20 protein-coding genes and 2 pseudogenes are annotated in these 23,631 nt (G+C 62.0%); 17 read left to right on the forward strand and 5 right to left on the reverse strand.

Annotated features, from left to right (window positions below; genetic code table 11):
• Positions 1-52 precede the first annotated feature (52 nt).
• From XcyCFBP4188_RS17360 to XcyCFBP4188_RS17385, 6 genes are all read left to right on the forward strand, one after another.
• On the forward strand, positions 53-1,624 hold the full coding sequence (locus tag XcyCFBP4188_RS17360; RefSeq protein ID WP_043908281.1) for an adenosine deaminase family protein: 1,572 nt from the start codon (positions 53-55) through the stop codon (positions 1,622-1,624).
• Positions 1,625-1,711: 87 nt separating this feature from the next.
• The gene (locus XcyCFBP4188_RS17365) at positions 1,712-2,875 is read left to right on the forward strand and encodes a nucleoside hydrolase (protein WP_006450044.1); all 1,164 of its coding nucleotides are present in this window, start codon (positions 1,712-1,714) and stop codon (positions 2,873-2,875) included.
• Between the two features lie 133 nt (positions 2,876-3,008).
• Positions 3,009-4,469, forward strand: coding sequence for an AtzE family amidohydrolase (locus XcyCFBP4188_RS17370; RefSeq protein WP_046933135.1), 1,461 nt, complete (start codon positions 3,009-3,011; stop codon positions 4,467-4,469).
• Complete coding sequence (locus XcyCFBP4188_RS17375; protein WP_006448939.1) at positions 4,469-6,049, forward strand: gamma-glutamyltransferase family protein; 1,581 nt, start codon at positions 4,469-4,471, stop codon at positions 6,047-6,049. Before XcyCFBP4188_RS17370 ends, XcyCFBP4188_RS17375 begins: the two co-directional genes overlap by 1 nt.
• A 230-nt stretch (positions 6,050-6,279) precedes the next feature.
• The gene (locus tag XcyCFBP4188_RS17380) at positions 6,280-6,810 is read left to right on the forward strand and encodes a hypothetical protein (protein WP_006448940.1); all 531 of its coding nucleotides are present in this window, start codon (positions 6,280-6,282) and stop codon (positions 6,808-6,810) included.
• A gap of 14 nt (positions 6,811-6,824) precedes the next feature.
• Complete coding sequence (locus tag XcyCFBP4188_RS17385) at positions 6,825-8,678, forward strand: XVIPCD domain-containing protein (protein WP_104592524.1); 1,854 nt, start codon at positions 6,825-6,827, stop codon at positions 8,676-8,678.
• A gap of 68 nt (positions 8,679-8,746) precedes the next feature.
• Here XcyCFBP4188_RS17385 and XcyCFBP4188_RS22675 read toward each other — a convergent pair whose 3' ends face one another.
• Complete coding sequence (locus tag XcyCFBP4188_RS22675) at positions 8,747-9,412, reverse strand: hypothetical protein (protein WP_146094064.1); 666 nt, start codon at positions 9,410-9,412, stop codon at positions 8,747-8,749.
• A gap of 17 nt (positions 9,413-9,429) precedes the next feature.
• The gene (locus tag XcyCFBP4188_RS17390; RefSeq protein WP_006452129.1) at positions 9,430-10,482 is read right to left on the reverse strand and encodes a DUF262 domain-containing protein; all 1,053 of its coding nucleotides are present in this window, start codon (positions 10,480-10,482) and stop codon (positions 9,430-9,432) included.
• A 684-nt stretch (positions 10,483-11,166) separates the two neighbouring features.
• Between XcyCFBP4188_RS17390 and XcyCFBP4188_RS17400 the strand changes: the two genes are divergently transcribed.
• Both XcyCFBP4188_RS17400 and gvpU read left to right on the forward strand, forming a co-directional pair.
• Positions 11,167-11,559: a SymE family type I addiction module toxin gene (locus XcyCFBP4188_RS17400; protein WP_006452131.1), complete on the forward strand. Its 393-nt coding sequence runs from the start codon at positions 11,167-11,169 to the stop codon at positions 11,557-11,559.
• Positions 11,560-11,919: 360 nt separating this feature from the next.
• The gene (gene gvpU / locus XcyCFBP4188_RS17405; protein ID WP_006452132.1) at positions 11,920-12,378 is read left to right on the forward strand and encodes a gas vesicle accessory protein GvpU; all 459 of its coding nucleotides are present in this window, start codon (positions 11,920-11,922) and stop codon (positions 12,376-12,378) included.
• A 39-nt stretch (positions 12,379-12,417) separates the two neighbouring features.
• Here the strand turns inward: gvpU and XcyCFBP4188_RS17410 are convergent.
• Positions 12,418-12,885 (reverse strand): annotated as a pseudogene (locus XcyCFBP4188_RS17410) (alpha/beta hydrolase family protein); the annotation flags it as partial.
• Here XcyCFBP4188_RS17410 and XcyCFBP4188_RS17415 point away from each other — a divergent pair.
• Positions 12,884-13,333 (forward strand): annotated as a pseudogene (locus XcyCFBP4188_RS17415) (LysR substrate-binding domain-containing protein); the annotation flags it as partial. The pseudogenes XcyCFBP4188_RS17410 and XcyCFBP4188_RS17415 sit on opposite strands and share 2 nt — an antisense overlap.
• 93 nt (positions 13,334-13,426) lie before the next feature.
• Here XcyCFBP4188_RS17415 and XcyCFBP4188_RS17420 read toward each other — a convergent pair.
• Entirely contained in the window at positions 13,427-14,626 is a 1,200-nt protein-coding gene (locus tag XcyCFBP4188_RS17420) for an MFS transporter (RefSeq protein WP_104592526.1), read from the reverse strand.
• A 319-nt stretch (positions 14,627-14,945) separates the two neighbouring features.
• Entirely contained in the window at positions 14,946-15,839 is an 894-nt protein-coding gene (locus XcyCFBP4188_RS17425) for a LysR family transcriptional regulator (protein ID WP_006452137.1), read from the reverse strand.
• A 718-nt stretch (positions 15,840-16,557) separates the two neighbouring features.
• Here XcyCFBP4188_RS17425 and XcyCFBP4188_RS17430 point away from each other — a divergent pair.
• From XcyCFBP4188_RS17430 to XcyCFBP4188_RS17465, 8 genes are all read left to right on the forward strand, one after another.
• Positions 16,558-17,832, forward strand: coding sequence for an allantoate amidohydrolase (locus tag XcyCFBP4188_RS17430; RefSeq protein WP_006450979.1), 1,275 nt, complete (start codon positions 16,558-16,560; stop codon positions 17,830-17,832).
• Positions 17,822-19,078 carry a pyridoxal-phosphate-dependent aminotransferase family protein gene (locus XcyCFBP4188_RS17435; RefSeq protein WP_043909192.1) on the forward strand — a complete coding sequence of 419 codons (1,257 nt, stop codon included), beginning with the start codon at positions 17,822-17,824 and terminating at the stop codon, positions 19,076-19,078. The genes XcyCFBP4188_RS17430 and XcyCFBP4188_RS17435 overlap by 11 nt, the downstream gene beginning before the upstream one ends.
• Complete coding sequence (puuE, locus tag XcyCFBP4188_RS17440; protein ID WP_104592527.1) at positions 19,075-19,965, forward strand: allantoinase PuuE; 891 nt, start codon at positions 19,075-19,077, stop codon at positions 19,963-19,965. Before XcyCFBP4188_RS17435 ends, puuE begins: the two co-directional genes overlap by 4 nt.
• The gene (gene hpxZ / locus XcyCFBP4188_RS17445) at positions 19,962-20,357 is read left to right on the forward strand and encodes an oxalurate catabolism protein HpxZ (RefSeq protein ID WP_006450976.1); all 396 of its coding nucleotides are present in this window, start codon (positions 19,962-19,964) and stop codon (positions 20,355-20,357) included. Before puuE ends, hpxZ begins: the two co-directional genes overlap by 4 nt.
• Positions 20,354-20,845 (forward strand): 2-oxo-4-hydroxy-4-carboxy-5-ureidoimidazoline decarboxylase, encoded by a 492-nt coding sequence (gene uraD / locus XcyCFBP4188_RS17450; RefSeq protein WP_104592528.1) that lies wholly within the window; start codon positions 20,354-20,356, stop codon positions 20,843-20,845. The genes hpxZ and uraD overlap by 4 nt, the downstream gene beginning before the upstream one ends.
• On the forward strand, positions 20,842-22,263 hold the full coding sequence (gene hpyO, locus XcyCFBP4188_RS17455) for an FAD-dependent urate hydroxylase HpyO (RefSeq protein WP_006450974.1): 1,422 nt from the start codon (positions 20,842-20,844) through the stop codon (positions 22,261-22,263). Before uraD ends, hpyO begins: the two co-directional genes overlap by 4 nt.
• Positions 22,233-22,592, forward strand: coding sequence for a hydroxyisourate hydrolase (gene uraH / locus XcyCFBP4188_RS17460; RefSeq protein WP_074065928.1), 360 nt, complete (start codon positions 22,233-22,235; stop codon positions 22,590-22,592). Before hpyO ends, uraH begins: the two co-directional genes overlap by 31 nt.
• 103 nt (positions 22,593-22,695) lie before the next feature.
• Entirely contained in the window at positions 22,696-23,169 is a 474-nt protein-coding gene (locus tag XcyCFBP4188_RS17465) for a YehS family protein (RefSeq protein ID WP_006450972.1), read from the forward strand.
• The last annotated feature ends 462 nt before the right edge of the window (positions 23,170-23,631 follow it).

Here is a 23,631-nt window from a genome sequence, read left to right on the forward strand (position 1 = left end):
ACCGCAACCGGCAGCGCCACGACGGTGCTGTCTCATTCCCAGAGCTCACCACATGCCACATCGTTATCGCTGTCTGATCCTCAGCTTGTGCACCTTGTTACCGGGCATGACGCTCGCACGCCCGGCGCAGGCGCCTGCGCAACAGCGCGAGCAGCAGGTAGCGCAGCTGTTTCACGACGCGGCCGCGCAACCTGCGCAATTGCGCGCGTGGCTGCAAGCCATGCCCAAGGGCGGCGACCTGCATAACCATCTCTCCGGTTCGGTCTATGCCGAAAACTATCTGCAATGGGCCAGCGACGACGGCGCCTGCGTGCAGCTGGACGACCTGAGCCTGCGCGCGCCGCCGTGCGGTAAAGGCCAGGAGCCTGCACGCGACCTGGCAACGCGCAATGCCGCGCTGTATGGCCGGGTGGTGGATAGCTTGTCGATGCGCAAGTTCCTGCCCAGCTCATCGCAACCCACCGGACACGATCAGTTCTTCAGCACCTTCGGCAAGTTCGACGCGGTAGTGCGCGCGCGCGTTGCCGACACCGTGGCCGCGGTGCTGGAGCAGGCCGCACGCGACCGCGTGCCCTATGTGGAAATCATCGCCAACCCGCCGCAGATGGATCAGGCCGCAAAACAGATGCAGGCTCTGCCATGGAAGGCCGACGACGACGCAGCCAATCTACTTGCCTTGCAGGATGCCTTGCCGCCGCTGGTGCAGGCTGCGCAACGCGACCTTGCCGACACCGATGCCCAGGTGCGCCGCGTGCTGCAATGCGACCAGCCCGATGCACGTCCCGGCTGCCAGGTCGCGTATCGCTACGTGCCTTACGTGTTGCGCGTGTTGCCGCAGCCGATGGTGTTCGGGCAGATGGCGCTTGCGCACGCGCTGATCGCTGCCGGCGGCAGCCACGCGGTGGCGTTGAACATCGTTGCGCCCGAAGACAACCCGGTGGCGCTGGCCGATTACGCGCGCCACATGGCGATGTTCCGTTTCTTCGCAACGCGCTATCCCAACGTGCCGCTGTCCCTGCATGCCGGCGAGCTGGCGTTGGGTCTGGTGCCACCCGCGCAACTGCGCTCGCACATCCGCCAGGCGGTGGACGTGGGTGCACGCCGCATCGGTCACGGTGTGGATCTGCCTTACGAAGACGACGTGGATGGATTGCTGCAGCGCATGCGCCGCGACCAGATCGCGGTGGAGATCAACCTCACCAGCAACGATGTGATTCTGGGCGTCAAAGGTGGCGCGCATCCGCTGGCGATGTATCTGCGCGCCGGTGTGCCGGTGGTGCTGTCCACCGACGATGCCGGCGTCTCGCGCGCGGACATGACCCACGAGTATCAACGCGCGATGCAGGAGCAAGGCATCGATTACCCCACGCTCAAGCAGCTCGCTCGCAACGGGCTGACTTACAGCTTCCTGCCGGGCACCAGCGTGTGGAGCGCAGACGGTACAGCTGCGCAGGCCTGCGCCACTGCATTGCAGCGCGAAACCGATGATGCCGTGTGTCGCGCCTTCCGCCAGAGCAGCGAGAAGGCACGGCTGCAATGGCAGCTTGAAACCGATCTGGCGCAATACGAGCGCATGCTGCTTTACGTAGGAGCGCGCCCGAGCGCGAATCGGCTTCACCGGTAACGCCTCATCGCGCGCAGGCACGCTCCTACAAACGCGACGTCCACTCCATCCTCGCCGCAACGCATTCTTCCCCATGACCAAAGCGCAATGACCCACTCGCACGCCGCCCCATCAAAACGCCGCGTCATTCTCGAAGACGACATCGACGGCTTCACCCCCGCGCAGCTGCTGCTGTTGCAATCGCCCGAGGTCGAGGTGCTGGGCATCAGCGCGGTCAGCGGCAACATCTGGCGCGACGAAGTGCTGGCGCATAGCTGCCGTCTGCTGGAACTGGCCGGCCAGCCGCAGATCCCGGTGCTACCCGGCCCGGTGCATCCGCTGCTCAACAGCGAGCTCGCCACCGAGCGTTGGGAAGCGCTGTACGGCAAGCTGGTCTGGAAAGGTGCATGGACCAAACACTGGGTGGATGGCGACACCGTGCAGAGCGCGCCGCGTTATCACGCCCACGACGTGGTGCCCGACCTGGCGTTGGGCAATCCCAGCGTGGTGCGCGCATCCGACGAACCGGCTGCGTTGTTCATGCTGCGCATGGTGCGCCTGTATCCAGGCGAGGTGAGCATCATTGCCACAGGCCCGCTGACCAATCTGGCGCTTGCACAATCGCTGGACCCGGCCTTCGCCACACTGGCGCGCGAGCTGGTCTACATGGGCGGCAGCCTCAACCCGCGGCAGCAACGCAACAGCATCAGCGCACAGCAATTCGCGCGCGAATTCGTCAACTCGCCACGCCGCGAATTCAACATCCGCTGGGATCCGGAAGCGGCCAGCATCGTCATGCGTGCGCCCTGGCGCAAGATCACCATGGTGCCGGTGGACCCATCGACCGCGACCGAACTCACGCCAGCCTTGCTGGCACGCATGAGCGCTGCCGATACCAGCATCGGCCACGCATTGCGCCGTCGCGAAACCGGCTTTCCGATGTGGGATGAGCTGGCCACTGCGGTGTGGCTGTGCCCCGAGTTGGCAACGCACACCGAGACGCTTTATGTCGATACCAATACCGCCTTCGATGCCGGCTATGGCGACATCCTGTCGTGGGCACCAGGCTATCAGCCTGGACTGGGCGAACAAGCTCAGACGGTGGTGCATGCGGTGAATGTGGAAGCGTTCGAGCAATTACTGGTCGATCACCTCACTGCGCCGCAGCCGCCGGCAGTGGGGTTGCCGTTACCCCTTCTCCCGTCGGGAGAAGGTGCCCGAAGGGCGGATGAGGGTACGGCAACTACGAAAAATGCTGCGCCAGTTGAGTAGGTGGCAAGCAAGGTAAACGCGTACCTGATACATCTCCAACTAGCGGGGCACCCTCACCCCAACCCCTCTCCCGGCGGGAGAGGGGCTTGGAAGACACCCATACCCGCAACTTCCAGCAACCCAAGGTGACCCCATGCAACTCCCAGCGCAGTGGCAGGCCGGCATCGATCGCAATACCGAGGTCCTGCGCGGCCACGCGCAGCTGCTCGCCAGCTTCACCGCCCCGCGCCCAACGCAACAGGACAGCACCACTCCGCGCGGGCAGATCGCCTCCATCGTCAGCACCACCCGCAGCCAGCCCACGCTGACCGCACGCCATGCCACCCAGACACTCACGCACATCCACCAGGCCAACGACAGCCTGCGTGCGATCACCCGCCTATTGCCTGCACGCGCCGCCGCCGATGCCGCGCGCGTGCAGGCCGCGCTGGCCGGCGGCAGCGACGGCGGCGCGTTGGCCGGCGTGCCGTTCGTGGTCAAGGACCTGTTCGATGTCGCCGGCCAGGTCACCACCGCTGGTGCCGTCGTCCGCGCGCAGTGCGCACCTGCCACCCGCGATGCGGCTGTGGTGCAACGGCTGAGCGATGCGGGCGCGGTGCTGGTAGGCACCGCCAACATGGACGAATTCGCCTACGGGTTTGCCACCGTCAACGCGCACTACGGCACCACCGCCAACCCGCACGATCACCGCCATCTGGCCGGCGGTTCGTCGGGTGGCTCGGCTGCTGCGGTGGCCGCCGGTCTGGTGCCATTCGCGCTCGGCTCGGACACCAACGGCTCCATCCGCGTTCCGGCCGCATTATGCGGCGTGTACGGCCTGCGTCCCACGCATGGCGCGTTGCCGCTGGACGGCGTGTTCGGCTTCGTCGATGCGCTGGATGTGGTCGGCCCGTTCGCCACCTCCATCGCCGATCTACGCCGCGTCCATGAAGTGATGCTTGGTCACGCCGTTGCCTCCTGCAATGCCGGCAGCTTGCGCATCGCACGCCTGGGCGGCTGGTTCCAACGCAATCTCGATCCCGACCTGGATACCGGGCTCACCACGCTGCTGACCGCCTGCAACAGCACCACCCTCATCGAATTACCCGAAGCAGAACGCGCCCGCGCCGCCGCCTTCGTGCTCACCGCTGCCGAAGGCGGCCATCGTCATCGCGCCGGTTTGAGCACGCATGCCGAGCAGTTCGACCCGGCCACCCGCGACCGCCTGCTTGCCGGCCTGCAATTGCCTGCCAGCGCGGTGGCCGATGCACACCGCTTCGCGCAGTGGTTTGGCGCCGCCATGCAACGCCTGTGGGACGAGGTGGATGTGCTGATCGCGCCTACCACACCGTGCGTGGCACCACGCATCGACCAGGACACCATCCAGATCGACGGCCTGCCGGTGTCCGCGCGCGCCAACTTAGGTATCTTCACCCAACCGCTCGGGCTTGCCGCCTGCCCGGTATTGGCCGCCCCGTTGCCGCGCCCCGGCCGCCTGCCGCTGGGCGTGCAATTGATTGCCGCGCCCGGCCGCGAAGACCGCCTGTTCGCACTGGCGGCGCAACTCGAACGCGACGGCCTGCTCGCCTTCAGTCCACCGGCGGAGACACGCTGATGCTGCACACCTTGCGCGCGCGTCGCGGCATGGTCGTGGCCCCGCATCATCTGGCCGCACAGGCCGGGCGCGATATCTTGCGCGACGGCGGCAACGCCATCGAAGCCGCCGTCGCCACCGCCGCCTGCCTGGCCGTGGTGTACCCGCACATGACTGGTATCGGTGGCGACGGCTTCTGGCTGATCCACGAACCCGACGGCCGCGTACACGCCATCGACGCCTGCGGCCGCGCCGCGCAAGCCGCAACCCTGGACTTCTATCGCGGCCACAGCAGCATTCCGTGGCGCGGCCCCGGTGCGGCCAATACCGTGGCCGGTACCGTCTCCGGCTGGGCGCTCGCCCTGCAGCACGCAGGCGGCACGCTATCGCTGCAACGCTTGTTGCAGGACGCCATCCACCACGCCAGCGATGGCGTACCGGTCACGTTAGGCGGCGCACACATCGCCGCCAGCAAGAGCGCCGAACTGCACGTGCAACCCGGCGCCTACGCCAGCATCTTCGAGCCACACGGCGCGCCCCTGCACGAAGGCGCGCTGCTGCACCAAGCGCACCTCGCACGCACCTTGCAACGGCTCGCCGACGAAGGCCTGGAGAGTTTCTATCGCGGCGCAGTGGCCAACGACATCGCCGCCGATCTGCAAGCGCTCGGCAGCCCGCTCAACGCACATGACCTCGCAAGCCATCATGCCGAAACCACTGTGCCGCTCTCGGTCGCCATCCACGGCGCACGCCTCTACAACCACGCACCGCCCACGCAAGGCCTCGCCTCACTGCTGATCCTCGCCTTGTTCGATCGCCTGCATGCCGAACACCCCGACAGCTACGCACACCTGCACGGCCTGATCGAAGCCACCAAACAGGCCTTCCTGATCCGCGACGCACACGTCGGCGACCCCGCCTGGATGACGCTCGACGCTCAGGCCCTACTTGACGACAAGGCCGCACTCGACGCGCTCGCCACACGCATCGACATGACCACTGCATTGCCCTGGCCGCAGCCCTCGCAGGCCGGCGACACCGTCTGGTTCGGCGCCATCGACGCGCACGGCCGCGCCGTCAGCTGCATCCAGTCAACGTATTTCGAATTCGGTTCCGGCCTGGTGCTGCCGCGCACCGGCATCACCTGGCAAAACCGCGGCTGCAGCTTCCGCCTCGCCCCCGACGGCTGGAATGCCCTCGCACCGGGCCGCAAACCCTTCCACACCCTCAACCCCGCACTCGCCACTTTCGACGACGGCCGTGTCATGGCCTACGGCACCATGGGCGGCGAAGGCCAACCACAGACACAGGCCGCCCTTTTCTCCCGCTACGCCCGCTTCGGCGTACCGCTGCAACAGGCCATCACGGCACCGCGCTGGTTGCTCGGCCGCACCTGGGGCGAAGACAGCACCTCGCTGAAGCTGGAAGACCGCTTCGATCCAGCGGTGGTGCAAGCACTACGCGATGCCGGGCATGCAGTGGAACTGTTGCCCGCATATACCTCGATCATGGGACACGCGGGCGCGTTGGTGCGCGAGGTGGATGGCGTGATCAGCGGAGCAAGCGATCCGCGCTCCGATGGTGCGGTGGCTGGGTGGTGATGGATGGGGCCTGGATCCGTCAATGCTGTGACTGATAATTTCAGCGAAAAACTTAACTGATGATTCATGTTAGGAAAACTAACTTCCCCTGGTCATTTGCACGGAACGAGTCAATGAGATTTTCAAGAACCGTCCTGCTTTCGATACTCGCGCTATGCGGAACGACACTCTGTGCTTGCGCGCACACCTCGGCCGATGCAATACAGCCACCCGCGAAGGAACATGCCACCATGACCTCGACTGACAGTACATCGGCTAGCACCTCTGAACTCAGCGCCGACGAGATCGGCAAGCGGTTCTTGAAACTGATCGGTGCTCTGAAATCCTCCAGCGATCTCAACCCTGAGCATGTGAATGAAGTGATCGGAGTTCGCCTTGAACACTTCAACGCGATTCCAGGGCAGCGAGTCGAATCCTTTGCCTACAGCCAACTATTAAGAGGCGATTGGTCATACGAAATTCAGTACCTGCCGTCAGCCGCTATGCGTAGCCCTGGCGTGTCGCTGGACTTCGTGCACAAGTCAGATAGATATGCAGCCATGACGGATATTTGTCAGCTCAGTTTCGAGGATTACCACAACGCCATGAAGGCAATGGGCTTTGGCGATGCGCCTAACTACGGCGAACTTGGCCAGCTCATTGATTGGCGCTATCACAAAGACGGCATGACGGTCTCTATTGCTTCCAGGCCTGAAGTAACAGCGCTTGATGGCAAGAAATATCGCGCCTGCGTAACGTCGATTTCCACCGTGAATGAGTAGGAGCACCTACCGACATGGCTAGTCCAAATGCTCAACTTGAAGCGGCTTTGAAGCAGTTCGCAAGTCAATCAGGTGTTACGCCAGAGCAAGTTGCGCAACTTCGCTCGGCCGTAGTTGCTGACTCACAACAGCTTGGGCTTCTCAATCAAGATGCCCAGAATGGGCACTTGAAAGCATTTGCACTGCAAGGTTCTACAGGACAACAAAATCTTGCTGGGAGTTACGATATTCAGTCCGGGACCGTCACTCTACCGGCAGCTGATTTTCAATCCTCTGGCGCTAGACACAACCCGGATCTGCAAGCAACTCTCAGGCTGCAGCATATGTCGATCGAATTTTCCCAGAAGACATATCTGGATGCAGCGAGGGCGACTCATCCAGTGACGCAAGATATGGTCAACAACCTCCAATCGACCATCAATGGCTCGCCAGTGCTTGCAGATGAGATCAAGCGAGCGGTAATGACGACCGACAAGGGTGATCCGCCGCATAAGCATTTAGAACACTTCGACTTTATACCTCCAGGATTCACGGCTGGTGGCACCTACAGCGCTAGCAGTCACTCCATGAACATGCCTGCTGCCAGATTACAGGGAAGGTCTGCGGCAAACCCTAACGGGTACGATCCCAATGACATGACGTTTGTCCTCGGACACGAGATTCAACACGGTTTCAATGCCCCCGAAAGAAGGCTAGCGAACGCGGCGTTCCACAACGATGCCGTTTCCATAGCTAAAAGTACAAATCCTGTTCACGATTACACGCGTGTCTTCGCCACTTCCATTCAAGCAAGCAGAGACGACGAAGCGAAAGCAGAAATTGCAGGTTGGAACGCGTTACTGAGTAGACAAAAGCAGGGCAATCCAGCTGCAGGCTTACCAGAAATGAATGCTCTAGGAAACCGCAGGATCGAAGATTTTATCGTCAAGCCACAGGGTGCCGGCGCAACTATTCAGCCACGGCCAGGACTAAAATTCGACCCGGATGGTCAGCTACAAATGTCGCCGACAAATGTTGCGGCAATGGGACAACATTACTTCAATAGACCAGATCCGACACACCCTATCCCAGGTCGAAACCCAATTGGAATCGGGGATAGAGGCACATCTGACTATCCAAACTATTACGCGACCTCAGGGGTAGAGCATATAGTTGAGTACGAAAGGAAGTATGCAAGGCCAATACAGGGTGTGATGCCTGCAGCAACCATCAATATGGCCTCTGTCGGAATGAAAGAGCCGATCATTGAAGCTGAGGGTTTGGACTTTGGCAAGAACAAGGCTCCCTTTCCTTACTACGACAGCAGCACAACACCACCAGTCCTCCATCACTTCGATCACACCCAGGATGGAAGCGTAAATCCGGCACATGATCATAAATATGTACCAGTAGCGCCCACATCCAGTTCGACTCTAGCCCAGCGCGGTCCAGACGACCCAGATCATCCCGACCACGCCATGCTTGAGCAGATCCGCGATGGCATGCGCAAGATCGACGAGAGCGTTGGCAAGCCCTACGACGAGATGAGTGAGCGAGCAAGCCGATGCCTCCTGGCCGCATGTAAAGACAACCGCGAGAGTTACCCAGAAGCGGCAGACCGCTCCATGGAGAGCAATGCGTTGACGCGCGTCGATCACGTATTGATGAGCAAGACCGGCAACCTGTTTGCGGTAGAAGGCCGGCTGGACGACCCGGCGAACAAGCGGGTGCATGTGCAAATTGATCAAGCGATCAACATTCCGATTGAGCAATCAGACCAGAAGTTGCTGGCAGCTAATCAGGCGATCGCACAGGAAAGACAGATTATGCAACAGCAGGAAGTTGCGCGTGGAATGAATGATCCTAGCCAGGGCGGACCGACTCGATGAGGACTCTGTAGACTCAAAAATTACTCAGTAATAAATAAATTTCTAATTATTAAAGCAACCCAATTCAATCAGGTGATCGCAAAAGATCCGTTTTCCCTTAGATCTTCTAAAGCATGGCGAAAGAGATAGTCCCCTGAAGACGGATCAATCCAAAAAAGTGCATGGGTTGGATGAGAAATTTCGAACGCTATGTATCTCGAACTTAGTGCAACTACTTCTTCCATAGTTTGCCTATTATTGTGAGCGCTTGCATTTCTAATAATCTGCATAGCCTTTGAACTGGAATGCGCTTGAGAAAAGGCAGCCACTAGCTGCCCATGACGGGGCACTTCCATGCGTGGAATAATAGTTGCCAAAACATCTGTATCACCCCATGTCACTTCATTTCGTAGGGAGTCATTAGTGTTTCCCCAAGTCGGAGGATTAGGGGTAGCCTTGGCTCGCTTTACCGCGCCAGAGATATGATTCTCGCTAAGAGCGTTAGGATGCTGAGGCACGGGAAAACCACCTGAAGTGAGTGTTCCACGACACGAAAGAAATACTACCGAGCGGCAGAAATAGCCCCATTCCTGCCATAATCGCGATAATAATCCCTCTAAAAAGCATTCATCTGCAAGTGAAAAGTCTGCTGCACACACTATGCTAATGGATTTCCTGCCTAGGAAAGCCGAAAATTCTTCACTGAAAGCGTCAAAGTTATGTGACATTACTGTCCACGCGGGCAACAAAGTCATACACTCTCCAGCCTGGACTACGGTAGTTCACTCTGCAAAGCAGCGCAAAGCCATTTGACACGAATTTGCCTCTGCGGGGCCCGGTTACCGCCCTCAGCTGCTGCATTTACGAATTCAGAATATTTATCAACACTTCTTGTTTCAAAAGCTTCCACCAGCTCTCTAATTTGTGCTACTGCTCGTTGGGGATTATCTAGCCATATCCCTGACGGCTGAATACCCGTTTTTACTGCAACATCGGGCAACCCGAACTTATTGTGCATTAACGCGCACAGAAGAGAGTGAAATATATGCGGCTTGACCGCATAACTTCCTTGGATACCTGAAAGTTGCTGCCTTACGACATCAAGTGCTCCCCACACCTTATCGTCTAGCTCAGCCAGGCTGCCATTAGAATTTTCATAATCTGCATAAATTTTTGTTAACTTCTTCGGGCTCGTACTAACTAATCCCTCCTTGGCTGCCAGCGCAACGTCGGCTATAAACTCTGCGTCAACCATGCGAACAATCTGCCGACTCGTAAAAACCTTCCAGTCAACTAGAATGGATCCATATTTATCTAGAGTTCGGTTAACCCAGTCTTTAAAATCACCATAAAACTCGCTGTGACGCTTTTCTGCAGCATTGAGCGGAAGAGTAAAAGCATTCATTCGACGGAACATTTGAAGAATGTTTGCTCTATCAGCATTTCTAATAACATCCACAGATACTGTGTAAGACCAAAACTCATCCTGAAGTTCTTGAGGAAGATCACTGAGACGCATCCCAGCAAACTCTCCTGCATTCTTGCCTAGTGCAAATTTCTCTTCAGCAAAGTCAAAGATGGTTGTTAAACGTTGCTGACCGTCTACGATTTCACGATGCGGCTTCTTGAGTGCCTTGTCCAGTCGCTCATGGAAGTAAACTTTTGGAAATGGAAAGTCCCTGAGAATGCTATCAATAAAGTAGCTTTTGGCTGACGCCGGCCAGAGTCCGGAAGAACGCTGATAGTCCTTATTGACAGAAACAACCTTATCAATAAACCATCCCCTTATTTCCGCAATCGAGTACTTCGCCTCTTCGACTTTCATTATTTATCCTTTTTTTGCGAATTTCAAATTAATGCCATCTTAAACATTTTTAGCACAAAATTATGAACCTTACAAACCCATTAAATTTATTTTGTAAATTAATATAATTGATTGTCTAGAGCATAATTAGTCCGCAGCTTTACCGGAAAGCACGGAACCAATCTAATTGCACGAAGAAGATTCAGCATAAGACCTACTGCAGTTCATCAATGCAAGCCCCTAATAGTGAAGTTTAACTAGCTTGCCACAATCGCAAGGCTGCGAATGACCACTGCTTGACAGCCCGAACGTGCTGGTAGCAGACTCAACACCAAGGAGCGTAGAAACTCCTCACGTAGCGGCACCCACCTCCGTCAAACCGGTGGTTTTTTTGTGTCTGCAACCTGCAGGCGCGACCGACGCAATGCCTGCGTCGGGAGGGCGGCGAATACAACACCCGTAAGGGGAATAAGCCCGCCGGCTACGTGCGGTTTCTAACCTCCCGACATCCCGTCGCCTGCGGGCGATGGTCTTTGGCTTATGGAGGTTGGTCATGCTTCGTGCACCCCTGCGCTTGTCGGACGTGTCGGTCCGATTCATTTCACCACATGGGCTGTTTGCAATGTCCGGGCAACGCCAGAGTGCCTTGCTACGTTTGGTGCCCCAGTGCGTATGCGTCCAGCATGATTCGAAGGAGGCACGCTAATGCGCCGCACTCCATCGAAGGCGACCTTAGCCAGTAAGCCGAAGCGCGCTGCTAAGCCACCACAGAAAACCTTCGCCACCTGGACTTGTGTCGAGCCGCAGCGCAAACCGCTACCCACTGCCGAGGAACTCGCCAAGAGTACGCCCCCGCTGCCCGACGGCCCTGGCCGTCTGCTTGCCCCGCGTCGCGCACGCAAGCCCAAGGCATGCACGGTGAGCTATACGCATTACGCGGGTGACTATGAGCATGGCGGCGATCAACGCGTGCCGCATCTGCGCTTGAGTGGGTTGTGGCTGGAGCAACTTGGTTTTGCGATCGGCAGCAAACTCAGTATCCGTGCGCGCGATGGCGAGCTGGTGATTGCACTACGTGACATGACGCCCGCCGAGTAAGCAGTGCGCAGCATCGAACGACGCGATACGCCTTCGATGGGCTGGCAGGTCCGGCGGGATCTCTGGACCTGCGTTCATAAAAACAGAGGTTGCTAGAGGACAATCGATCCCCCGCTTAGGTGAGAGAGCTTGTGCAACAGCACGCGCTAGTGCTCAGGATCAAGACTGTAGTCAGGGCAAACCAACAAGGCAAACATGTCATAGACTCAGAGCATGCTCTCCAAGGCGACCATGGCGGACTCAACCACGCCGATCACTGGACAGGACGCATTTGCTTTCTTGGGCATGCGGGGCGATGCATAGGTACGTCGCTGCGCTTACTTCAACATACGCGTTAGACCTTTCACCAAGGAGAGCCACATGACAGATCAAGACGACACTCAACCCAAGCTGGAAGACGTCAAGCTGGCGTTCGATGGTCAGAGCCTGGATTGGTATCTGCAAAAGCTGGTCGCGACCGTCAACACTTCGAATGTGCAGTTCGGCATTACGCTGTTTGTTGAAGGCATCATTGTTTCAGGCCAGCTTGTCAGCGGGAAACAGTACTTCGAGGCATTTGCGCAGGAATTTTCTGCCGCCTATCCAGGCAACGCCGACGAAAAAGAAGATATTCGCCGCGCGTTTGCCAGCCACGCCAGTATCTACGACGCCGAAGAAGATGTTCAGCCGAGCAGCACGCCTCCGCAGTTCATTCACCTGATTGAATCGCGTTGCTTTTCACCCGGCGGCCAGCCCCTGCCCAGCAACCGTGGTGTGCTGTGGCGCGGCAAGGTGAATGCCGTTTCCGGCTTCACCCTGGGATCGCTGTCGGCGGATTAAGCCTGGCAAGCTCCGCTTTGGTGTGAGGTGCTCGTCATCTCACATTTTGTGCTGGCTGCCCGCATCGCGCGGTGGGGCGTTTTTCACGTAGCGGTCGAACCAGTCCAGCATCTCGGCGACCACGTCTTCGGTGGATTCGCGTGCGGTGTACCAATGCGGTTCGAACGGCAGCAACACCAGCCGCGCAGTGCCGCCGTTGCCACCGATCGCCTGGAACAATCGCAGTGCCTGGGTGGTTTCGGTCCCGGGGTTGGCGTCGTCCATGCCGTGCACGATCAACAACGGCTCGTTGATCTCGGCGTGGAAGAACGTAGACGCCTGCGCATAGACCTCCGGTGCGGCCCAGAACGAACGGCGCTCGTTCTGGAATCCGAACGGCGTCAGCGTCTTGTTGTAGCTGCCGCTGGTACCTGCGCCAGCGCGGAACAGGTCGGTCTGTGCCAACAGGTTGGCCGTCATCAGCGCGCCATGGCTATGCCCGGTGACGCCGATACATTGGCGATCGACCGCCATCCCGGTCGGCAGCGTGCGTCGCATGATCTGCGCCTCGCCCGGCTATCTGGCAGAGCACGGCACTGCACAGCGGCCGGACGATTTGTTGCAGCACGCCACCATCTCCACCGCATCTTCCGAGCGTCCACCCAAATGGCCGTTTCGCATCGATGGCCGTGAGCATCTGGTGGATGTCGCCTCACGCCTCAATGTGACCTCGTTCAACGCCGCCATCATCGCCGCAGTGCAGGGCTGGGGATTGACGCAGGTGCCGTCTTACCAGATCCGCGAACACCTGCAGAGCGGCAAGCTCACGTGCATCCTCGACGCGTTCGAGATCGCACCAGAGCCGGTGCAAGTGGTCTACGTGGAAGGACGCCGGGGCTCATCCAAGGTGCGCACGTTTGTCGATTATTGCGTGGATGCCCTGCGGCAGGATCTGGGTTTTTACGCTGGCGTTTGAGCTGATGACTTGATCGAACCCTTGCTCTGGCGGCATAGCGTGGCGCGAGCTGCCTTCCATGCGATGAGCACTGCATCGTGCAATCACCAACACTCAGGGCTGCAAACGATCGCCCCGCCCTGCCACCAAGGACGATGCCAGCAGCAACACGCTGGCACCCCCGAACGTGGCACCAATGGAGACATGATCCAGCAGGACACCGCCTGCGGCGCCGCCCAGCATGATGGAGAGCTGGATCGCGGCAACCATCAGGCCACCACCGCTTTCCGGCGCGTCCTTGACGCAACGGCTCAGCCAGGTGGACCACGCTACCGGTATCGCCGCGTTGAGCGTGCCCCAGGCGATCATCGCGATGGCCACCGCCCACAGCAGATGCCCGGCCAGCAACATGCCGAGGGTGGCCACGCCCAACGCGGCCGGCAGCACGCTGAGCAGCGTGAACAGGCGCTTGGGCACCAGCGCGGTGGCGGCATAGGTCCCGACGAACCCGGCCAAACCCAGGCCAAGCAGCAACAACGACAGTTGCGACACATTGACCTGCGCAATGGTTTCCAGAAACGTGCGGAAATAGGTGAACGCAGAGAACGCGCCGGCAAACCCGAGCATCACCGCCAGCATGGCGCGCGCAACATAACGACGCTTCAACAAGGTGACGATACCGCTCAGCGAAGTGGCGCCTTGCGCTGGCATCGACGGCAGGCTGCGCCACTGCCAGACGATGGTGAGCGCAACCAGCGGCAGCATGCCCCAGAACACACCGCGCCAGCCGATGGTCGCACCCAGATAGCTGCCCAACGGCGCTGCGAATGCGGCAGCGACCGCGTTACCGATAAATATGATGCCCAAGGCCTTGGGTACCGCATGCTCGGGCATGATGCGCATCACCGTGGCGGTGGAGAGCGCCCAGAACCCACCGATGACGACGCCGAGCAGCGCACGCGCGACCATCAACATGCCGAAGCTGTGCGCGTTGGCGATCAACAACAGCGACACCAACATCATCGTGGTCAGCGTGAGCAGCACATGGCGCCGATTGAAGCGCGACGACAGCGGTGCGATCAGCAAGCTGGCGACCACGGCGAACAGGCCGGAGATCGAAATCGCCTGTCCGGCCATGCCAGCGCTTGCGTGCAGATCCGCAGCGATCGGCGTGAGCAGGCTGACCGGCATGAATTCGGAGGCGATCAACAACGCAACGCACAGCGACATCGAGCCGACTGCGCTCCAGGTCTGGCGTGTTGCTGCGGGTGCGGCGCGAGAGGATGTGTCTGTGGCGAGCGAACTGGTTGGCATGTGGGGGCCTTGCGCGAAGAGTGGATGCGGTAAGAACGCCAAGCCGCAAGCGCGCGATGTAGCGCCGCTCGAGAGCGAACCTGGCGTTCGAGAGGGATGCGCTGCAGACAGCGATGCGACGCATCGACCTGCCACTGCAACGACGCACGACGGGCGCAATGCAGCAACGAATGCTGCGGCTCGGGCGTGCGCGTGTCTGGAGGTGCTGCAGCTTACGCAGGCAGCGGGCGGCGATAAAGATGGCTGATCCGCACGGGCTTATGAAGCCCGCTCATCAACGGCACGTTTGCGTCGAACGCCTGTCCAAGGCGCGCATCTATCAGCCTTTGTAGCGCAACGCATCGACCACCAGGTTGAACGCTGGCGACGAATGCCGGCGACTGGGATAGAACGCGTGCAAGCCCGGCCAGGTCGGCGACCAATCCTTCATCACCCAGCGCAGGCGCCCGGCCTTGAGATGCGGGCGCGCCAGATTTTCCTGCACGAACGCAATGCCGAAGCCGTCCACCGCCGCGTCCAATGCTTCGTAGGTGCCGTTGAAGGTGAGCTGGCCCTCAACACGCACGATGACCTCGCGGCCGTCTTTTTCCAGTTCCCAGGCGTAGATGCCGCCGGCGGTTTTCATGCGCAGATTGATGCAGCTGTGCGCGGTGAGATCCTGTGGCGTCTTGGGGATGGGCCGACGCGCGAGATAGGACGGTGCCGCGACGATCGCCATGCGCATGTCCGGCGCGATGCGCGCGGCGATCATGTCTTTTTCGACTTGGTCGCCCAGGCGCACGCCCAGGTCGTAGCGGTCGGCCACGATGTCGGTCAGACCGTTGTCGACCACGATCTCGACCTTGATGTCCGGGTATTGACGCAGCAGCTTGGACAACTTGGGCCACAGGATCGCGCGCGCGGCGTAGTCGGTGGCGGTGATGCGCACCGTGCCTGCGGGCGTGTCGCGCATTTCGCTGAGTGCGGACAGCGCCTCTTCGATTTCTGCAAAGCGCGGCGCCACCGTCTGGATCAGGCGCTCGCCGGCTTCGGTCGGTGCCACGCTGCGCGTGGTGCGGGTCAGTAACCGCAGCCCGAGGCTGGCTTCCAGCCCACGAATGGTGTGACTCAGCGCCGATTGCGAGACACCCAGCTTGGCTGCAGCACGCGTGAAGCTGCCCTCGCGAACGATGGCGATCAGCGCCAGCAGGTCCTTGAAACTGTCGCGGGCCATTGGTGAATCCGATTCATGGAATGTAGGCGACTGTAGCAGCCGTTCGGATGCGAGGCGGTGGCGCTTCTGCCCCTTTTCCTTCGGGGCACCAATGCACGGCTTGCGCAGCAATGGCGCGCGTGCATTGGTGCGCCCGCGCCGCAAGCCAGGGCCGGGCCGGGGCGCGGATTGGGGATTGGGGATTGGGGATTGGGGTGACGGTACGTGGCGACGCAAGCGATGCGTCACGTCTGAAGGCGCGTGGCGACGCGTTTGTCATTGCGAGACTGGCTGCTCTCTGCGGCGCACCCTCATCCGCCCCTATGGGCACTTTCTTCCGTCAGGAGAGGTGATACCAGAGCCCCTCTCCTGCGGGAGAGGGGTTGGGGTGAGGGTACGGCCGCCCAGCATTCTCGACGCTGCCGTACCCTCATCCGCCCCTTCGGGGCACCTTCTCCCGATGGGAGAAGGAACAAAACGCAGCCGCCACCGCCCGTCGCATTTTTTGCAACGCCTGACCCTAAAAAAACCGCTTTGGGGTGACGGGGGCGGTTCGTATAGTCGGATTGGACGGCTGCCGCCCGCTGCGCACGCCCGATCGCCACGGCTGCGCAGAGCAATGAATCGCTCAACGTCGCCTTGCCCACTTCCCCACCGCCTGCGGAGGCTTTATGCATCAGCACCTGTCGCATCCCAGGCCACGCAGCACCTATGCGGCAACACGCTTGCACCGCGCCGCATGCTGAGCGCTCCAATCACCGCAGCAACCGACCATTGCTCCGGCGCACGCGCGGTGGCGCGCTGCGATGCACTGGGCGTCGCACCGTACAGCGACACACCCGGCGGCCTGTTCCGCGCCTGGCTCAGTCCGGCGCATCGCGCGACCACCGCGCAGGTGAGCGAATGGATGCGCCAGGCCGGCATGCAGGTGCGACTGGACGCAGCGGCCAATCTGATCGGCCGCTACGACGGCGCACATGCAGATGCACCGGCGCTGCTGATCGGCAGCCATCTGGACAGCGTGCGCGATGCCGGCCGCTACGACGGCCCGCTCGGCATCCTGCTCGGCATCGAATGCGTGGCCGCGCTGCATGCACAGGGTCGGCGCCTGCCGTTTGCGATCGAAGTCATCGCCTTCGGTGACGAAGAAGGTTCGCGTTTCCCGGCATCGATGTTCTGCAGCCGCGCCGTAGCCGGCACACTGGATCCGGCCACACTGGCCGTGGTCGATGCCGACGGCGTCGAGGTGGCGGCGGCACTGACCAACTGGGGCCTGGATATCGCAGCGATCGGCCACGCCGCACGCGCCCCGGGCAGCGTGCTGGCCTATCTGGAAACGCATATCGAACAAGGCCCGGTGCTGGAAGCCGAAGGCCTGCCGGTCGGCATCGTCACCGCCATTGCCGCGCAACGACGCTTCGCCCTGCGCTTCGACGGCCGCGCCGGCCATGCCGGCACCACCACGATGGGCTTGCGCCGCGACGCGTTGAGCGCAGCGGCCGACGCACTCCTGGCGATCGAGCGCATCGCCCGCGCCGGCAGCGACGATCTGGTCGCCACCGTCGGCAAGCTGCAGGTCGCACCCGGCGCCACCAATGTGGTGCCGGGCCGGGTGGACTGCACGCTGGACGTGCGCGCCGGCGACGATGCCAGCCGCGATGCGGCGGTGCTACAGATCGAACACGCACTCGCACGAATCAGCGCAAGCCGCAACATCGCCATCGCCATCGACCCGTTGCAGACACTCGCCGCCAGCCCCTGCGCACCGGCCTTGATCGCACGTCTGCAACACGCAGTCGCCGCGCAAGGCATCGCGCCGCGCCAACTGGTCTCCGGCGCCGGCCACGATGCAATGGTGATGGCCGCGCTGTGCCCTACCGCGATGCTGTTCGTGCGCTGCGCCGGCGGCATCAGCCATCATCCGGACGAACACGTCGCCCCGGCCGATGCCGAGGTTGCCTTGGCGGTCATGCGCCACTTCATCGAACACCTGGGAGATCCCCTTGTCACCTGATCTGCGTCACCTGCACACCTTCGGCGAACTCGATCCCCCGCAGCGGCTGTTGATGGGTCCGGGCCCGGTCAATGCGCATCCGCGCGTGCTGCGCGCGATGGCGGCCGATCTGCTCGGCCAGTTCGACCCGGAAATGACCACCTACATGAACGAGGTGATGGCGCTGTACCGGCCGCTGTTCGGCACCGAGAATCGCTGGACGTTTCTGGTCGATGGCACTGCGCGCGCCGGTATCGAGGCTGCCTTGGTCTCGCTGGTCACCCCGGGCGACCGCGTGCTGGTCATCAACTTCGGGCGCTTCGGCTTGCTGCTCACCGAAATCCTGGGCCGGCTCGGCGCCGAGGTGCATACGGTGGATGCGCCCTGGGGCGAGGTAGTGCCGCTGAGCGCGATTGCCGAAGCGATCGAGCGCGTGGCACCCAAGCTGGTGGCCACCGTGCACGGCGACACCTCCACCACGATGGCGCAGCCGCTCGATGGCCTCGGCGCGCTGTGCCGGGCGGCCGGCGCGCTGAGTTACGTGGATGCCACCGCCACCATCGGCGGGATGGAGATCGCCAGCGATCGCTGGGACGTGGACGTGGTGACCGGCGGCCTGCAGAAATGCCTGGGCGGGCCGTCCGGCTCGGCACCGATCACCGTGTCCAGCGCGGCGGCCGAAGCGATCTTCGCGCGCCGCCACGTCGAACGCGGCATCGTGCGCGAGGACATCGTCAACGGCAGCGGGCCACGCATCGCCTCGAATTATTTCGATCTGGCGATGATCATGGATTATTGGTCCGACAAACGCCTCAACCACCACACCGAAGCCACCACCATGCTCTACGGCGCCCGCGAATGCGCGCGCGTGGCCCTGCAGGAAGGATTGGATGCACGCTTCGCCCGCCATGCTGCAGCCGGGCGCGCGGTAAGTGCCGGCATCCGCGCGTTAGGACTCGAAGTGTTCGGCGACGATGCGCACCGCATGACCAATGTCACCGGCGTGGTGATTCCGCCAGGCATCGACAGCGATGCGGTGCGGCGACGCATGCGCGAGGATTTCGAGATCGAGATCGGCACCGCGTTCGGGCCGTTGCAGGGCAGGATCTGGCGCATCGGCGCGATGGGCTACAACGCGATGAAGCACAAGGTTTTGATTACTTTGGCCGCGCTGGAAGCCGTGTTGCGCGCCGAAGGTTACGCGTGCACGCCAGGGCTGGCGGTGGAAGCCGCGCTGGCGGCCTGGCATGCGGAGCCGCATGCATGAGCACACCGCGCGACCTGGTCGGCTATGGCGCCACCCCACCTGCGGCGCAGTGGCCCGGTGGCGCGCGCATCGCGGTGCAGTTCGTCATCAACTACGAAGAGGGCGCAGAGAACTGCGTGCTCAACGGCGATGCCGGCTCGGAAGCGTTTCTGTCGGAAATGGTCGGCACGCAATCGCAACCCGGCGCGCGCGCCATGGCGATGGAAAGCCTGTACGAATACGGCAGCCGCGCCGGCTTCTGGCGGCTGCATCGGCTGTTCACCGCGCGCAACGTGCCGGTGACCGTGTTCGGCGTTGCGCAGGCATTGGCCTCCAATCCCGAGGCAGTCGCCGCGATGCGTGCGGCAGACTGGGAAATCGCCAGCCACGGGCTGCGCTGGATCGATTATCAGCACATGGATGAGGCCGCCGAGCGCGCGCATATCGCCGAGGCCATCGCCGTGCATACCCGTGTCACCGGCAGCCGCCCGCTGGGCTGGTACCAGGGCCGCACCAGCCCCAATACTTCGCGGCTGGTGGCCGAAGAAGGCGGCTTTGTCTACGACGCCGACAGCTATGCCGACGATGTGCCGTATTACGATCGTCAACATGGCCGTGCGCAGTTGATCGTGCCGTACACGCTGGATGCCAACGACATGAAGTTCGTCGCCTACAACGGCTTTGCCGATGGCGAGCCGTTCTTCCGCTATCTGCGCGACAGCTTCGAGCAGCTGCGCAGCGAAGGCGGGCGCATGCTGTCGATCGGCCTGCACGGGCGCATCGTCGGCAAGCCCGCACGTGCGGCCGCACTGGCGCGCTTTGTCGATCACGTGCTGGCCAGCGGCGATGCGTGGGTGGCGCGCCGCATCGACATCGCACGCCACTGGCTGCAGGTAAACCCGACATGAGCATCCACGCCTCCGACATCGATCTGCCCGAGGTGATCGCGCAAGTGACTGCCGCCTTCCATGCCTACGAGGATGCCTTGATGGGCGATGACATCGCCGCGATGGATGCGCTGTTTCACGCCGCGCCAAGCACGGTGCGCTATGGCGTAGGCGAAGTGCTGTACGGCATCGAGGCGATCCGCGCGTTCCGCATCGGCCGCGGCGGTTCGCCGCAGCGCCGGCTCGCGCATGTGCAAGTGCACGGCTTCGGCCACGATTTCGCTACCACGCATGCGGAATTCGTTCGCGACGGCAGCAGCGCGCGCGGCCGCCAGAGCCAGAGCTGGGTGCGCTTTGCCGATGGCTGGAAAGTGGTGGCCGCGCATGTCTCGCTGCAAGGCACGCACGCATGAGCGTGGTCGATGCCAACGCGCTGGACAATGCCGCCTTCGTGGCACGCTACCGCGAACTGTTCGAGCACTCGCCGTGGGTGGTGGAACGCGCTGCACAGCGGCGCCCGTTCGACGATGTACATCGCGGGCTGATGCAGGTGGTGCTGGAAGCCTCGCAGGTAGATCAGATCGCCTTGATCCGCGCGCATCCCGAGCTGGCCGGCAAGGCTGCGATCGATCGCACACTCACTGCAGCATCGGCCGCCGAACAGGCGTCGGCCGGCTTGGATCGGCTCAGCGAAGCCGAGTTCAAGCGCTTCCATGCGCTCAATCAGGCGTATCGCCATCGTTTCGGATTTCCATTCGTGATCTGCGTGCGGCTGCACGACAAGGCCGGCATTCTTGCCGCGCTGGAACGGCGGCTGGACGCATCGCGCAGCGAAGAAATTTCCACCGCCCTCGCCGAGATCGGCAAGATCGTTCACCTGCGCCTGGAGGCACTGCCATGAGCCTGGCCCAACTCGAACGCGAGCTCCACCACGATCTGCAACGCCTGGCCCACGGCGGCGACGCATGGACGCAGCCGCGCGTGCATCCGGCCGGGCACGTGTACGACGCGGTCATCGTCGGCGCCGGCCAAAGCGGCCTGGGCGCGGCGTTCGCGCTGCAACGCGAGCGCGTGCACAACGTACTGATCATCGACGAGAACACCGCCGGGCAGGAGGGCCCGTGGGTGACCTATGCGCGCATGCAGACCTTGCGCACGCCCAAGCAGATCACCTCGATCGACCTGGGCGTGCCCTCGCTGACCTTCCGCGCCTGGTGGGAGGCGCAACACGGCGTCGCCGGCTGGGACGCGCTGGACAAGATTCCGCGTGACAGCTGGATGGATTATCTACGCTGGTACCGCGCCGTGCTGCGCCTGCCGGTGCGCAATGCAACGCAACTGGCGCGGGTAGAACCGGACGTAGCGCCCGGCATCCACCGCCTGCATCTGGCGATGGGCGCACCGCTGCTGACGCGCAAACTGATCCTGGCCACCGGCATCCAGGGCGGTGGGCAATGGATGGTGCCGGAGTGGATCAGCAGCGCGCTGCCCGCACAGCGCTACGCGCATACCTCCGGCCATATCGATTTCGCTGCACTGGCAGGCAAACGCGTGGGCATTCTGGGCGGCGGCGCCTCTGCATTCGACAACGCCTGTTTCGCGCTGGATCAAGGCGTCGCCACTGCCGAAGTGTTCGTGCGGCGCAGCGAATTGCCGCGCATCAATCCGTTCCGCCACATGGAGCAGGCCGGCATCATTCCGCGCTTTCTGACACTGCCGGATGCGGACAAGTACCGCATGATGGCCAGCTTCTTCGCGCACAACCAGCCGCCGACCAACGACACCTTTCAACGGGCATGCGCGCATGCCGGCTTTGCGTTGCATCTGGGCGCGCCGTGGCTGGAAGTGGCAGAGCGCGAGGGTGAGGTGGTGGTGCGCACGCCGCAGGGCGAGCACCGCTTCGATTTTCTGGCCGTGGCCACCGGCCTGGTCACCGACCCGCAACTGCGCCCGGAACTGGCCGCGCTGTCCGGGCGCATCGCCTGCTGGGCCGACCGCTACCAGCCGCCACCGGGCCAGGCCAATGCGGTGCTGGATGCGCATCCCTACCTGGGGCCGGGCTTCGAACTGCTGCCGCGTACGCCCGAGGATGCCGCGCTGCTGCACGGGCTGTTCGCCTTCAACTATTCGGCGCTGATCAACCACGGCCCCTCGGCGGCGGCACTGTCCGGGCTCAAGATCGCGCTGCCACGGCTGGCCCGCGCGGTGGCTGATCAACTATTCCTGGATGACCGCCAGGCCATCGTCGACAGCTACCTGGCCTACGACCAGCCCGAATTCGTCGGCCAATGGCCGCAACCGACCCAGGCGGTGGCATGAGCACGCTCTCTACGCATGTGCTGGATACCGCCAGCGGCCGCCCCGCCGCAGGTATCGCGTTGCGCCTGTTCGCCGGCGAGACGCTGCGCTTCGAGGGTGTCACCAATGTCGATGGGCGCTGCCCGGAACTGGCCGCACTCACGCTGCAATCCGGCCGTTATCGGCTGGAATTCGAGGTGGCCGGGTATTGGCGCACAACCGGCGTAGCGTTGACCGACCCGCCGTTTCTGGAGCAGGTTCCGATCGCCTTCGGCATCGCCGGCGAGGGCCACTATCACGTGCCGTTGCTGCTTTCGCCGTACGGGTATTCCACTTATCGCGGCAGCTGAGCGACTTCAGGTCCGCAATGGATCGGATCGGCATATGCCGCGTTCCGCATCGGCCCCGTAGAATGACGCCTTTCCGGCGACAGGCCGGGGCCCCGGAATTGTCATGATCCACAACGATGTACTGCGCAGCATCCGTTACATGCTCGACCTCAGCGACGACAAGGTGGTGGAAATCACCCGCCTGGCCGACCCGGAGTTCGCGCTCGACAAGGCGCAGTTGCAGGCCTGGCTGAAGAAGGAAGACGAGCCCGGCTTCGAGCCCTGCCCCGACGCGATGATGGCGCGCTTTCTCGATGGCCTGGTGCTGCGCTTCCGCGGCCGCGACGAGAGTCAGCCGGTCCGCCCGCTGGAAACCAAGGTCGGCAACAACCTGGTGCTGAAGAAGCTGCGGGTGGCCTTCGAGCTGAAGGACGTGGACATGCACGCGATCTTCGCCAGCGCCGGCTTCCCGTTGTCCAAGCCGGAGTTGTCTGCGCTGTTCCGCCAGCCCGGCCACAAGAATTTCCGCCCCTGCCTGGACCAGTTGCTGCGCGCTTTCCTCAAAGGCCTGACCGCCCGGATGCGCGAAGCGGGTTGATGTCTGTGTGACTGGCCTGTTGTGTGTCACGAGCAATGCGTGGCAAGTGCAACTTGAGCGTGGCCTGCTGGGCGACGCCCGGCAGGCCATCCATGATGTCGTACAGGCGCAGCGCCGGAAATCCTTCAAAAACGTGTGAGTGCGGAGCAGCCGACCTTGTTTCCTGGCTCTTATCCCGCTGTCATCGCACCTGGTTGGACAGCGCGGATAGATCAGTTGCAGAGCAGCTGATCTGCGGCTTGGCTGCAGGGCCCTTGCCCGCCCACCATCGAAGATGGTCGGTGCGCATAGTTTCAATAAACAGCCAGCAAACTGTCGGGTGCGGTGTCCTTGCCGCGACCTTGACGCTGTGAGTTTGCTGCAGGGCCCTTGCCCACCCACCATCGCAGGACACGCCGCAAGTACGTCCATGTAGCAACTGTGTTGTTGGAGGGGCTTTGGCCACTCCGTAAGCCGGGCACG

Origin of the sequence: Xanthomonas hortorum pv. cynarae, from assembly GCF_002939985.1 — a bacterium.
Lineage (GTDB): Bacteria > Pseudomonadota > Gammaproteobacteria > Xanthomonadales > Xanthomonadaceae > Xanthomonas > Xanthomonas hortorum_D.

Coding starts and splice junctions, on each gene's coding strand:
- XcyCFBP4188_RS17370 (WP_046933135.1), top strand. CDS start 3,009: ATGCAACTCCCAGCGCAGTGGCAGGCCGGCATCGATCGCAATACCGAG.
- XcyCFBP4188_RS17360 (WP_043908281.1), top strand. CDS start 53: ATGCCACATCGTTATCGCTGTCTGATCCTCAGCTTGTGCACCTTGTTA.
- XcyCFBP4188_RS17380 (WP_006448940.1), top strand. CDS start 6,280: ATGACCTCGACTGACAGTACATCGGCTAGCACCTCTGAACTCAGCGCC.
- XcyCFBP4188_RS17385 (WP_104592524.1), top strand. CDS start 6,825: ATGGCTAGTCCAAATGCTCAACTTGAAGCGGCTTTGAAGCAGTTCGCA.
- XcyCFBP4188_RS17365 (WP_006450044.1), top strand. CDS start 1,712: ATGACCCACTCGCACGCCGCCCCATCAAAACGCCGCGTCATTCTCGAA.
- hpyO (WP_006450974.1), top strand. CDS start 20,842: ATGAGCCTGGCCCAACTCGAACGCGAGCTCCACCACGATCTGCAACGC.
- XcyCFBP4188_RS17430 (WP_006450979.1), top strand. CDS start 16,558: ATGCTGAGCGCTCCAATCACCGCAGCAACCGACCATTGCTCCGGCGCA.
- uraD (WP_104592528.1), top strand. CDS start 20,354: ATGAGCGTGGTCGATGCCAACGCGCTGGACAATGCCGCCTTCGTGGCA.
- XcyCFBP4188_RS17400 (WP_006452131.1), top strand. CDS start 11,167: ATGCGCCGCACTCCATCGAAGGCGACCTTAGCCAGTAAGCCGAAGCGC.
- XcyCFBP4188_RS17465 (WP_006450972.1), top strand. CDS start 22,696: ATGATCCACAACGATGTACTGCGCAGCATCCGTTACATGCTCGACCTC.
- XcyCFBP4188_RS17420 (WP_104592526.1), bottom strand. CDS start 14,626: ATGCCAACCAGTTCGCTCGCCACAGACACATCCTCTCGCGCCGCACCC.
- gvpU (WP_006452132.1), top strand. CDS start 11,920: ATGACAGATCAAGACGACACTCAACCCAAGCTGGAAGACGTCAAGCTG.
- XcyCFBP4188_RS17425 (WP_006452137.1), bottom strand. CDS start 15,839: ATGGCCCGCGACAGTTTCAAGGACCTGCTGGCGCTGATCGCCATCGTT.
- uraH (WP_074065928.1), top strand. CDS start 22,233: ATGGCCGCAACCGACCCAGGCGGTGGCATGAGCACGCTCTCTACGCAT.
- XcyCFBP4188_RS17375 (WP_006448939.1), top strand. CDS start 4,469: ATGCTGCACACCTTGCGCGCGCGTCGCGGCATGGTCGTGGCCCCGCAT.
- puuE (WP_104592527.1), top strand. CDS start 19,075: ATGAGCACACCGCGCGACCTGGTCGGCTATGGCGCCACCCCACCTGCG.
- hpxZ (WP_006450976.1), top strand. CDS start 19,962: ATGAGCATCCACGCCTCCGACATCGATCTGCCCGAGGTGATCGCGCAA.
- XcyCFBP4188_RS22675 (WP_146094064.1), bottom strand. CDS start 9,412: ATGACTTTGTTGCCCGCGTGGACAGTAATGTCACATAACTTTGACGCT.
- XcyCFBP4188_RS17390 (WP_006452129.1), bottom strand. CDS start 10,482: ATGAAAGTCGAAGAGGCGAAGTACTCGATTGCGGAAATAAGGGGATGG.